General features: G+C 63.7%; 6 protein-coding genes. 3 read left to right on the top strand and 3 right to left on the bottom strand.

What is annotated here, in order from left to right:
* Positions 1-41: 41 nt before the first annotated feature.
* Positions 42-731 (bottom strand): response regulator transcription factor, encoded by a 690-nt coding sequence (locus H8K20_RS11305; RefSeq protein ID WP_105205315.1) that lies wholly within the window; start codon positions 729-731, stop codon positions 42-44.
* 52 nt (positions 732-783) lie between these two features.
* On the bottom strand, positions 784-2,124 hold the full coding sequence (locus tag H8K20_RS11300; protein ID WP_186488475.1) for a hypothetical protein: 1,341 nt from the start codon (positions 2,122-2,124) through the stop codon (positions 784-786).
* Positions 2,125-2,481: 357 nt separating this feature from the next.
* Between H8K20_RS11300 and H8K20_RS11295 the strand changes: the two genes are divergently transcribed.
* The 3 genes from H8K20_RS11295 to H8K20_RS11285 all read left to right on the top strand — a co-directional run bounded on the left by H8K20_RS11295 (position 2,482) and on the right by H8K20_RS11285 (position 6,819).
* Positions 2,482-3,819 carry a TldD/PmbA family protein gene (locus H8K20_RS11295; protein ID WP_186488549.1) on the top strand — a complete coding sequence of 446 codons (1,338 nt, stop codon included), beginning with the start codon at positions 2,482-2,484 and terminating at the stop codon, positions 3,817-3,819.
* 22 nt (positions 3,820-3,841) lie between these two features.
* The gene (locus H8K20_RS11290; RefSeq protein WP_186488474.1) at positions 3,842-5,194 is read left to right on the top strand and encodes a TldD/PmbA family protein; all 1,353 of its coding nucleotides are present in this window, start codon (positions 3,842-3,844) and stop codon (positions 5,192-5,194) included.
* A 317-nt stretch (positions 5,195-5,511) separates the two neighbouring features.
* The gene (locus tag H8K20_RS11285; protein ID WP_243206446.1) at positions 5,512-6,819 is read left to right on the top strand and encodes a S1C family serine protease; all 1,308 of its coding nucleotides are present in this window, start codon (positions 5,512-5,514) and stop codon (positions 6,817-6,819) included.
* A 1,218-nt stretch (positions 6,820-8,037) separates the two neighbouring features.
* On the opposite strand, the gene H8K20_RS14250 is transcribed toward H8K20_RS11285, so the two are convergent.
* The gene (locus tag H8K20_RS14250; protein ID WP_186488473.1) at positions 8,038-12,432 is read right to left on the bottom strand and encodes an isopeptide-forming domain-containing fimbrial protein; all 4,395 of its coding nucleotides are present in this window, start codon (positions 12,430-12,432) and stop codon (positions 8,038-8,040) included.
* Positions 12,433-12,542 lie beyond the last annotated feature (110 nt).

Below are 12,542 nucleotides of genomic sequence, written 5' to 3'. Positions count from 1 at the left end.
CCCTGCTCCCCCCTTGTTTTATAAAAGTCTGATCTCGTCTGCTATGCCTTGAAGCGGTAGCCCACGCCCCAGACGGTGGTGATGTGCCGGGGGCGGGAGGGCTCCTCCTCGATCTTCATGCGCAGGCGGCGGATGTTGACGTCGATGATCTTGTCGTCGCCGTAGTAGTTCTCGCCCCAGATGCTCTTTAAGATCTCCATGCGGTCGAGCACCGTATCGGGATTTTTTAAAAACAGCTCCATGATCTGGTACTCGACCTGGGTGAGCTCGACCGGGTCGCCGTTTTTTCGCAGCACCCGGCTCTTTAAGTTCATCTCGAAGGGGCCGTAGTGCAGGGTGCTGGTCTGGCCGCCGCCGGACATGGCCACCCGGCGGTAGATGGCGTCGACCCGGGCCATCAGCTCGGAGACGCTGAAGGGCTTGGTGACGTAGTCGTCGGCCCCCAGCATGAGGCCGCTTATCTTGTCCATCTCCTGGGTCTTGGCGGTGAGCATGATGATGCCCACCGTGCTCGAGAGCTGGCGCACCTGCTTGCACACCTGCAGCCCGGAGATGCCCGGCAGCATGATATCGAGCAGGATGACGTCGATGGAGGAGCCCTCGCGGGTGAAGATCTCCACCGCCTCCTCGCCGGTGCCGGCGCCCAGCACGGTAAAGCCGGTCTTTTCTAAATTGAGACAGATGAGCTCGCGAATGCTCTCCTCATCTTCTACCACCAGTATCCTCTTCATAAAAGCGTCCTGCCTTTCTAGCTTGCTTTTTGCTGATCGTGCGCGCGGGGCGTCACTGTTTGATCTCTATGGCGGCGGCCATCTCGGTCTCGCTGGCCGCGTGGACCAGCGTGCTGTCACCGGCCTTATACAGATAGGTAAAGCTGCCGTAGGTGCCCAGCTCTTTAAAGCCGCTGGAGGTGTAGGCGACGGCATCCTCGCTGCGGGAGATGCGCAGCACCGAGAAGACGGTGGCGCCGCCGGCATCGAGACAGGTGCGGGCGCTGCCGTCGTTTTCGGACTGGAAGGTGACGCTGCCCACCCAACCCGAGAGCAGCGTGACCCGCAGGTGGAACGAGTCGTCCTCGTAGGTGGTGCGCTTGTAGGTGTAGCCGCCGCTGGAGCCGCTGTACCAGTCGACAAAATAGCCGCCCTGCTGGTAGAGGCTGTCGCTCTGCTGTTTTTGCAGGCGGGGCACCTCGATATGGCCGTCGCCGTCTACGTCCTGACTGTAGAGCTCGGTGTTCTGGCGGGTGAGGGCGGTGAGATAGTCGGTCTCGCTGCCGCGCTGGCGCTCGTACTGGGACAGCGTATAGAGTTTCTCCCCGTCGTAGCACAGCGCCTCGGTGGTCATCTGGTTGTCGCCGCTCAGGCCGTCGGCATACACCAGCCGGTACTGGCCCTCGCTGTCGACCGAGAGCCGCCGCAGCCGCACCAGCGACGGATCGAGGGTGGCCTGTGCCGTTTTGCCCAGGTAGGGCGCCTCGGGGGTGCCGACCCGCTCGTACAGGTCGGCGGTGATGCCGGCGGCACCGTCGCCGGGGGTGTTAAACAGCACCAACTCGTCGAACATGTCGCCGTCGAGGTCGCCATAGGCCACCTCGGTGTAGTTTTGGATCATGGTCTCGCAGAGCTCGCCGCTCTGAAAGCCGTAGACCACCAGCGTGTTGCCCCCCTCGCTGAAGGCGCTGTAGCCGACGATGATGTTCTGGTAAAACAGCAGCCCCACGTGGGCAAAATCGATAAAGCTCACCTGGTTGCCCAGGCCCTCGATGTCGTAGATCACCTGCCAGCGCTCGCCGTTTTGGTAGTCCTCCATCTTTTTGGCGACGTTGATGTGGATCTTGACCTCGTCTTTTTTGGTGTAGAAGGTGATGGCCTCGGGCTCATCGTCGCCGTCGATATCCTGCAGGGTGATGGGGTTGCGGTAGGCGCCGCCCTTGGGATAGACCAGGGTGATGCCGGTGTCGGCGTAGCTGCGCACCGTGTCGAGGATGGCGGCCTGCTGGTCGTCCAGGGCGGGCGCGGTGAGCAGGTCCTCGACCGAGGCGCCAAAGCTGCCGCAGCCGGTGAGCGACAGCAGGCAGCAGAGCGCCAGCGCCAGCAGGCGCACGGCGCGCGGTGTGTGGGCCATATCGGTCCCCCCTCTCTGGATAAGATAAGATCGGTCGTGCACAGGATGGGCGGCGCCGGCCGGGTGGGCCGAAAGCCGCGGTCACCGTTATTTTAACACAAAATAGCCCGGCGCGCAGTTAAAGTTTGGTTACAAACCGGCCGGGGGCAGAAGCGGCGCCCAGTGCGCGCGGGCCGGGGCACAAATGGGCGGCATATTGGTATTTTACCACAAAACTGGTTATAATAGTAATCAGGCAGCCGGCCGGGACGGCGGCTGCCGCGACCGCAGAGATAGACCTATTAAATAAAGGGGGCGTACCTTTTGGAGAACGCAAGACCCGGGCCGCAGCTCGCCCGACAGATACTGGAGGCCGCCATGTCCACCGGGGCGGACTTTGCCGAGCTGTTTTACGAGGACAGCCTGAGCCATTCGCTGAACCTCATCGACCGAAAAGTGGAGAGCGCGGTGCGCGGGCACATCCGCGGGGTGGGCATACGCGCCATCAAGGGGCTGCACAGCGTGTACGTGAGCAGCTGCGACATGTCGCCGGCGGCGCTCATCACCGCCGCCAAACAGGCCGCTGTGGCCTGCTGCAGCGGTCAGCCGGCGGAGTTTGCCGCCCTGACGGCGCTCAAGGCCGACGGCCAGTGGCCCAAAATAGAGCCGGCCGGCGTGGAGAGCGCCAAAAAGGCCCACCTGCTGCGCCGGGCCGACGCGGCGGCGAGAGACTACTCGGCCGAAATCGCCCAGGTGAGCGCCATGCTGATGGACAAGACCCAGGACGTGCTCATCGCCAACACCCAGGGACTGTACGTGGAGGACCGGCGGGTGCGCACCCGCTTTTATATCAGCGCCATCGCCGCCGACGGCACCCAGAACCAGACCGGCAGCGAGGGGCCGGGCGCCAGCTGCGGCTATGAGCTGTTTGAGCGGCTGGACGTGTGCGATACCGCCCGCAGCGCCGCCCGCCAGGCGGTGACCATGCTGCACGCGACCGAGTGCCCGGCGGGGGTGATGCCGGTGGCCATTGAAAACGGCTTTGGCGGCGTGATCTTTCACGAGGCCTGCGGCCACTCGCTGGAATCGGCCGCGGTCGGTAAGGGAAACTCGGAATTTGCCGGCAAGCTGGGGCAGAAGATCGCCTCCAGCAAGGTGACGGCCATCGACGACGGGACCATTCCCGGGGCCTGGGGCTCTACCGCCATCGACGACGAGGGCCGCCCCACCCAGCGCACGGTGCTGATCGAAAACGGCATTTTAAAGAGCTACATGGTCGACTACCTGGGCAGCCTGGAGATGGGGCTGGCCCCCACCGGCAGCGGCCGGCGGGAGTCGTATCTCTACGCGCCCACCTCCCGCATGCGCAACACCTACATCGCCCCGGGCAAAGACCGGGACGAGGACATCATCGCCTCGATGGAGAGAGGGCTCTACTGCAAAAAGATGGGCGGCGGCTCGGTCAATCCGGTCACCGGCGAGTTCAACTTTGCCGTGAGCGAGGGCTACCTGGTGGAAAACGGCAAGATCCGCTACCCGGTGCGGGGGGCCAGCCTGATCGGTAAGGGCTCGCAGGTGCTGTTTGACATCGACATGGTGGGCAGGAACCTGGACCACGGGCAAGGCATGTGCGGCGCGGCCAGCGGCTCGGTGCCCACCAATGTGGGACAGCCGCTGATACGGCTGCAAAAGATCACCGTAGGCGGCAAGCAGTAAAGAGCAAAAGGAGCGACAAGCCATGGATATGACTGCATTTAAACAGGCGGTGGACCGGGCGGCCAGAGCCGCCGGGGTGGACTGCTTTGAACTATACAGCCGCCAGTCGGGCTCGATGGAGCTGGAGGCCTACCGGGGCGCAGTGGAAAAGTTTTCGAGCAGCCAGACGCTGGGGGTGTGCCTGCGGGTGCTGTGCGGCGGCCGCATGGGCTATGCCGGTACCCAGGTGCTGAGCGAACAGGAGGCCCAGCGGCTGGTGGCGGACGCCATCGACTCGGCCAAGGTGGCCGAAAACGCCGATATCGACGAGATACTGCCCGGCGAGAGCCGCCCGGCAGCAGACAGCCAGGCCGAGCGCGACCCCTACCCCGCTTTAAAAGAGGCGGTGCTGGCCGGCGAGGCGGCCTGTCTGGAGGGCGACGGCCGGGTGAGCGCCGTGGCCGACGCCGGCACCGCTGCCGCCTGGTCGCGGCGGGCCATATATAACAGCCGGGGCCTGGATGTGAGCGACGAGAGCCACTACGCCTATGCGGTGATGGGGCCGGTGGTGCGGCAGGGCGGCGACACCTATAACGAATACGAGATCGACTACGCCGACAGCTCGGCGGCACTGGATACTGCGGCGACCGCCCGCCGGGCGGTGGAGTCGACGCTGTCGTTCATCGGCAGCCAGCCGGTGGCGGCGGGCAGCTATGCGGTGGCGCTGTCGCCCAAGGTATCTTACGACCTGCTGGAGACCTTTTGCGGACTGTTCTCGGGGCTGGCGGCCTACAAGGGGCTGTCGCTGCTGGGGGACAAGGTGGGCACCGCGGTGGCGGCGGCCTGCGTGGACCTGATCGACGACCCGCTGTACCCCGGCGCCATCTGCCGCCGGGCTTTTGACGACCAGGGCTTTGCCACCCAAAAGACGGCGGTGATCGCCGGCGGAGTGCTGGCGACTTTGCTGCACAACCAAAAGACGGCCGCCCTGATGGGGGCCCAGAACACCGGCAACGCCTACAAGGGCTCGTACATGTCGCCGCTGACGGTGGCCCCCACCAACCTGTACCTGGCCCCCGGCCACTGCACCCAAAAAGAGCTGCTGGCCAGCCGTGAGGAGCTCCTGTATATCACCAACGTAAAGGGGCTGCACGCCGGCGCCAACCCCACTACCGGCGATTTTTCGCTGGAGAGCAAAGGCTTTCTGTATCAAAATGGCCGGCAGGTGCGGCCGGTGAGCCAGATCACGGTGGCCGGAAACTACTACCGGCTGCTTTTAGACATCGCCGCGCTGGCCGACGACCTGACCTTTTCACTGCCCGGCGGGGCGGGGCAATTCGGCTCGCCCACCGTGCTCGTCGACCGGCTGTCGGTCTCGGGCGAGAGCGGGCAGTAAGCAGGCAGTGAGCGGGCGATAAAGCGAAAACAAAAGCCGCTGGCGGCGCCCGACGGGGCGCTACCGGCGGCTTTTTTGCGCCCTGAAATGGGTGCGGACAGAGAGACGGGCGGGCCCGCCCGGTTCGCCGCGCCTACCTTTTGGGGACGGACGGGCACCGTTTTTAGGCGGTGTAGAGGGAGACCTGAAGATCTGTAGAGGCCGTGTTTACAAAAGCTGTCGTCTTTTTTTGCCGAATAGCCAAATTTTATTCACGCCCCGGTCACACCCACCCGGCAAAATAGAGACTACAGAAACAAGGCAGGGAGGACTTACAGATGCAGGGACCTTATGACGGATATCACGGATACGACTTTAGCGGCGGTGCCGGCCAGCCACAGGGCGGCGAGCAATTTGGCAGCCAGCGGCGATACGACCCGCTGACCGGCCAGCCGCTGTTTATCGGGCCGCAGCAGGCAGGTGGGCCCAGCCCGGTACCGCCGGCCAGAAAGGCCCGCCGCAAAGGCGGCAAGACCGCCCTGCTGGTGGCCGGCATGATGCTTTTGTCGTTTGGCTGCGGCGCCGGCGGGGCGCTGGTGGTGGACCACTTTGGCAGCGGCGACAGCGGTGGCAAGAGCGTTTTGTACCAGTCGGTAAAGCAGACCGGCGCCGACAGCGGCGGGGGGTCTACCGCCGATATCGCCGCCACGGTATCGGACTCGGTGGTGGGCATCACCACCGAGTCGGTGCAGATGGGACAGCGGCTGCAGCAGTACGTGTCGCAGGGGGCCGGCAGCGGGGTCATCATCTCGGCTGACGGCTATATCGTCACCAACAACCACGTGATCGACGGGGCGCAGAAGATCACCGTCACCTTAAAAGACGGCACCGAGTACGCCGCCACGCTGGTGGGCACCGACGCCGAGACAGACCTGGCCGTGCTCAAGATCGACGCCAAAGATCTGAAACCGGCGGTGATGGGCAGCTCCGGCGACCTGCAGGTGGGCCAATTTGCTCTGGCGATCGGCAACCCGCTGGGCGAGTTGGGCGGTACTGTGACCGACGGCATCATCAGCGCCTTAGACCGCGAGGTGGAGATAGACGGCCAGACCATGACTCTGCTGCAGACCAACGCCGCCATCAACCCCGGCAACTCCGGCGGGGGCCTGTTTGACAGCAGCGGCTCGCTCATCGGCATCGTCAACGCCAAATCCAGCGGCACCGGCATTGAGGGGCTGGGCTTTGCCATCCCCATCGACACCGCCCGGCCGGTGATCGAGGAGCTGATAAACAGCGGACACGTGAGCGGCCGCATCGATACCGGGCTGGCCCTATTAGATATTTCTGACGCGCAGACAGCCATGCAGTACCGGGTGAGCCAGACCGGCGTGTACGTGCAGCAGGTGACCGGCGCCAACGCCCAGCGGGCCGGTATACAGGCCGGCGACCTGATCTTACAGGTAAACGGCACCGACGTCGCCACCGCCAGCGAGGTAAACAAGGTGTTGTCGGGCAGCAAAGTGGGCGACACTGTAAAGCTGACGATTTACCGCAGCGGCCAGACGGCCGAGATCAGCTACCAGCTCACCGAGCAGAACACCGGCAGCAGTGGCAGCGGCGGTATCGACAGCAGCGGCGAGCTGTAGCGCGGGGCACCGCGCCCCAAGACCAGCTATCCCGGCCCGCCGGGTGCCTTGCCCCGGGCCGTTTGCATACATCTACATCCTCTTTTCTCTTTTTAACGATCCGTAGTATCTTATGCAGATACTACGGATCGTTTTATATGTACTATGTACAGAACAGGGGACTGCATGGCCGGGCAGCGCGGGGCGGTAGAGACGCCGCAAGAGACGCATTTGCCCGGCATCCCGCACCTTTTCAGCTGCCCTGACCGATTGCGGCAGGAGCGGCGGTAAAGGCACGCCGCCAGCCCGGCTGCCAGCACGGAGCGGTGGGTGCAGCTCTATACCGCCATATTTTCCACCGCGGGGCGCTGGATGGTGGAAAATGCGGTAGCCCGGTGGTCTGGTGGTCTGGTGATCTGGTGGCCGGGTGGCCGGGCAGAGATCTTCAGCGGACGAGCGGTACGGACGACAAGCGGGCGGCACCGGTGCATTTTATATTTTTAGGGGGCGTTATTCGGCGCTGGGCAGGTCGATCAAATTGGACAGGTCGGACAGGTTGGGCAGGCTATCTGCTCTATTAACTCCGGCAGCTGATACAGCTGTATTTGACAGCGGTAAAAGCTGCCGATACCACCCGTTTTACCGGCGAGCAAGGTCGGTCTTACCCGTCGCTGAAAGAGGTGGGGGCAGAAGTACAGGCGCCGACCATGCGAACTGCCTGCGCGCCGGTATTCGGTACCGCGGGCCGACGGTGTTGCGGTGTGGTGGTGGAGTAGACCGGCGGTGTGGTAGTGTAGAAAAAACGTTAGACGCAATAAAAAATGCGGGCGCAAAAACAGATATGGCCGGAAAAGGCAAGCTGCTCCTTCTGCCCTCCTCAAACTGTCCTCAAACTATCCTCATACCACCCTCAGGCTCTCCTCAGACCACTCTCAAAATACCCTCAAAATTCCTCAAATCATCCCCGGCCATCCCCAGCCATCCTGATCCCCCTCAAACCTCCCCTGCCCGCCTTGCCGGGACGGCCAGGCAAATTGCCGCGCAGACAAAAAGGGCGGACCGCGCCCGGCCGGAGCCGGCGGCGGTATTTTTGCCGGCCCATTTAAAGAGAGGCTGCATTTTCCACCGCCGACACGAGGATGGTGGAAAACACGGCGCCAAAAAGCGCACCCGAGCCCGCAGGCCGTGTGCGCTTTTAAACGGATGGATATGTTTTATGGTGTTTTTGCCAATGTAAACTTAGTGGCGCTGGCCGCGGCGCTTTTTGAGCACTGCCGCTGCCCCCAACGAAAGTACCAGCACCGCCAGCGCCGACAGACCGGCCAGGTTGTCGCCGGTGTTGGCTGTTTCGCTGTACACCGCGTCTACCGGCCAGGAGACTGCCGCCTGGGCCTGGGGGCCGTTTTTGGCCTCGGTGATCTGGCCGTCGAGGTCCTCGCCGGCGGCGGCCGCCGTGTTGACGATCTCTTTCGGCGGCTCTTGGGGCGGGTCATCTATCTGTATTTGTACCCGGTAGCGCAGGGTATAGGTCTCGCCGCCGTACAGGCGGGCGATGGGCACCGTCAGGGTGTGGGCCGCCGGGTCGTAGACCTGGGCGGCACTCACAGCATGTGCCGAGCCGTCGGGGTAGATCAACTGGATGCTGTCCAGATCCAGTGCCAATTCGCTGGGCAGGTAGTCGAAAATAAACACATTTTTCCACAGCGAACCGGGTTTGGGATTGGAGAGCTTCACCTCGTAGCTGAGCAGGTCGTCCAAGTGGCTATCCCCCCCGTCAGTCAGGTTCTGCACCTCTTTTTCCAGTTCGGGCTCGGGGTCGGTGGGCAGGATACCACTGCCGTCCGGGTCGCTGCTGTCGGGCTTATCGCCGTCTATGGGGTAGGCCGGGTCGGGGGTGTCGATATAGATCAGGCCGCCGCCAGAACCGCTGCCGCCACCGCCGCTGCCATCGGAACCACCGGAACCGCCGTTAGGCCAGGAGCTGCCGCCGGCGGGGAAATAGGGGTCGCCGGGCTTGTAGGAGATGGAATCGGTACCGCCGCCGGAGCCGCCGCCCGAACCACCGGAGCCACCGGAACCGCCGCTGCCGTCTGAACCGCCGGAGCTCGAGCCGCCACTGCCGCCCGAGCCGCCGCCACCGGGCTTGTAGCCGATGGCCTCGGCGGTGTTGCCGATGTCTTTGCCCACCGCCTCGGGGGCGACGGTCACCTCGAACGAGAAGATGTATTTTTGGCCGCCGTATACCTCACCCACATACACAGAGATGATGCGGGTCACCGGATCGTAGGCGCTGTCGGATACCAGGATGCGGGTGCCGTCGGGTTTTTGCAGCACCATGCTGCCGGGGACCAGTATCAGGCCGGCGGGCAGCTTATCCCGCACGGCCACCTCTTTCCACAGCGAGCCGGGGCGGCGGTTCTCCACCTCGATCTCGTAGCGGATGCGGTCGTCCACGTGGGTCTGGCCCTCGTTGCGGTCCAGGTTCTGTCCAGTCTTGTGGATCTCGGGCTGCGGGTCGTGGGGCAGCACCTGGCCGCCGCCGACAGGTGTTGTCGGGTCGGAGGACACAGTGAGCTCGCTGTCGGCGCTGCCAGAGCCGCCGGGACCGTAACTGCCCGAGCCGGTGGCGATGTTGGTGATGTCTTTAAACTGCTCGTCGGCGCCGGGCTCACCGGTCTCACTCTTTACCCGCACTTTAAAAGTGAGGATATACTGCTCGCCGCCGTGAACGTCGCCCACCGGCACAGACAACAGGCCGTTTTGCAGGGTGTACTCCGCCTCTGTCAGCTGGTGGGGCTGGTCGTCGCGCGGGCCCTGCAGGTACAGCGTATCGGTCAAAAGCTCCACGCCGGCCGGCAGCTGGTCGCGGATGACGACCTCTTTCCACAGCGAGCCGGGCAGCTTGTTTTTGGCGGTGATGGTGTACTCTAAAAGATCGTCCGGGCGGGTGGGGCCATCGGGGTGATCGCTGTTGACAGCGCCTTTAGAGAGCTCGGCATCGGGCTTTAAGGTGCCGTCGGGCTCTACCACAAGGGTAAAGGTCTCCTCGCGCTCGGTAAAGGCGCCGTTGGCCGGCTTTTTCACCGTGATGGTGGTGGTGCCGCTGCCCTTGATGTGTACCTTGCCCTGCTCGTCGACTACCGCCACATTGGGATTGCTGGAGGCGTACTGGGTGGCGGAGGTGTTGTTGCTGTCCACCTTTAGGGGGAACCAGTCGTCGTCGCCGGCAAAATCGGCGTAGTCTTTTTGCAGGGTGCCGCCGTCGGGCACCAGCACCGGGGCCGCGCTGTCGGTGTCGTCGTACACGTCTAAACTGGGCTCAATGGGAGTGATGACCATCTCGACCGCCGGGGTGCCGATGCTCTCGAGGTAGTTTTTATCGGGCAGGTATTTGACCGAGACCTGGTGCTTGCCGTCGGCGGTGGCTTTGGGCACCCAGTCGTCGTGCTCACTGGGCACAAAGTCGTAGCTGAACACCGTGTGATAGCGGCCGCCGGCGCCGGTGGCGGTACCAAAAGTGGCGTGGCCGTCGGGCTCGCCGCTATCCACCAGGGGGATAGGGTCGCCCACCGGCTCGCCGTCGATGTACAGCTGGGCGGCGCCGGTGGGGGCCGCACAGGTCTTGGCGGTATCCTCGCCGCTGACAAAGTCGGCGGTGATGTGTAGCGTCTGGTCGGACGCGTCGGTGACCGACGCGTCGCGGCTGACGGACACCGACGTGTGTGATGCCACCGGGTTGATGGTCACCGTGCCGTAACCGCGGTGCCCCCAGTAGCTGTTGTTAAAGGGAGCTACCATAGAGTACTGGGTGGAGGTCATGGTGAGGCGGTAGGTGCCGCTGTCCACCGGCAGGCTGGTGGCCGACTCGGCCGATTCCTCGCCCGCCAGCTGGCCGTCCTCGCCGTAGGGCTGGTACTTGTACAGCACATAGGACGGTTTGTCGAGCACTTTGGGTATGCTCTCGTCGGTGGTGATGGGGTGGCTGGCAAAGTCAAACGGTGTGGTGGCGACACCGTCGTAATCCTTTTGGCCCTGGTAGCCGTCGCCCGGCAGGTCAAACTCTACATAGCGCTTTAAAAAAGAGGTGCCGTTATCGGCCACGTTGGTGATAAAGAAGGTATCGAGCTTTTGTGGCTCGCTGACGCTGTCTTTGCGCACCGACAGCTCCACCGCCACCTCTTTGCCGGCGGTGTCTTTGGGCAGCCACAGGTACAGCTTAGAATTTTCGTCGAGCACATAGGGCGAGCCGTAGTCGTTGGGCGCGCCGGCGATCTTCACATCGAAACCGGCGATATCGTAGTTTTTCATCTCGTCGCCGGAAAGGTCGATGGTGGTCATAAACACCTGTTGGCTGTGGTCATCATCGCCGTAGGCGCCGCCGTTGCCGGGAATGCTGTCGAACTTGCCGGGGCCGGACAGCCGCACCGAGCCGCCGGTGACCACCACATAGCCATTGGTGCCGCCGATATCCAGTGCGTGGTAGCTGGGGTCGCCGAGAGTGGAGTCGGGCAGCACGGTGCCGCCAGTTATTTTGATGGTCTTGCCGGTGTTGGTGCCGCCGCAGCCCTTACCGATGGCGTTGCCGTGGGTGTAGCCCTTGGCCTTGATGAGGCCGCCGTTGATGGTCATGTCGCCGGCCAGCGTGCTCGACTGCACCGAGGCGCCGTTGACCCCACCATTATAGATGGCGTCGGGGATCTTGATATCGGTAGCCAAGCCGTTCATGCCGCCGTAGATGGTGCAGCCGCCGCCGATGCCCGCCCCGTGGTAGGAGCCGTAGGCGTCGATTTTGCCGGCGTTGAAATTGGTATCGGTGCCGCTGCCGCCGATACCGCCGCCGATGCCACAGCCGGCGCCGGCAGCATTGTCGCCGGGCCCATAGGCGACAGCGGTGATATCTCCGCCGTTAAAGGTCATGCGGCCGGAACTCTCGCGGGGGCCGCTGCCGATGGCTGCAGAGCGGTAGCCGCCCTTGACTGTCAGGGTGCCGGGGTCGTTGCTGTCCAGGCTGGCAATGGGGTCGCCGGCGTGCAGCTGGCGGCCGCCGACGAGGGTGACGTCGGCGCCTATTTTGCCCTGCTCGGGCACCACCGGCACACCGTTTACATCCATGTTGCGCACTCCGTCGTCGATGGTGAGGATGGAGCCCTCGCCGCAGCGCAGGCCGGGGTACATGGCCGATTTGCCGGCCGACTTGGAGGCATCTAAAATATTGTCGGTGCCGTCGGCCAGAGTGATGTGGCAGGAGGTCTTGTTTTGCACCTGGTCGCCGCTGGTGGCAAAGGTGCCGCCAGCAGTATCCATGGAATTGGTGACGATGTCAAACGGCTGCTTGGCCGCGATGTTGACCCCGGACAGGGTGACATCGGCGTGCACCCCGGCCAACACCTGGATGCCGGTGCCGTTGGGGGAAGTGGGGTCCTGGTTTTTTATGGTCAGCGGGGTGTCGGTCATGACCTTGAGCAGACCGCCCTCGAGCCGGTAGTCGCTCCCCTGCACGCCGCCGGTCACCAGAAAGCCACCGATGGAAACGGACTGGGGCTCGGCAAAAACGGCCGCCGGCAGAGCCGCGGCCATCAGGGCTGCACTGAGTATCAGCGCCAGGAATTTTTGGCGCCGCACCTTGTTTTTCACTGTATATCTCCTCCTCTTATTGGGTACCGGGCGAGCTCGCGGGCCTGCCTAGCCGCAGAGCCGCCCAATACCCAAAGAGGCGCCGCCTATGGCGGCGCACATCGGGCTGC

It is taken from the genome of Neobittarella massiliensis (ex Bilen et al. 2018) (assembly GCF_014269355.1).
Taxonomy (GTDB): Bacteria; Bacillota; Clostridia; order Oscillospirales; family Ruminococcaceae; genus Neobittarella; species Neobittarella massiliensis.
Note: the sequence above shows the minus strand (reverse complement) of the source record. Positions and strands in the feature narration are given on the sequence as shown.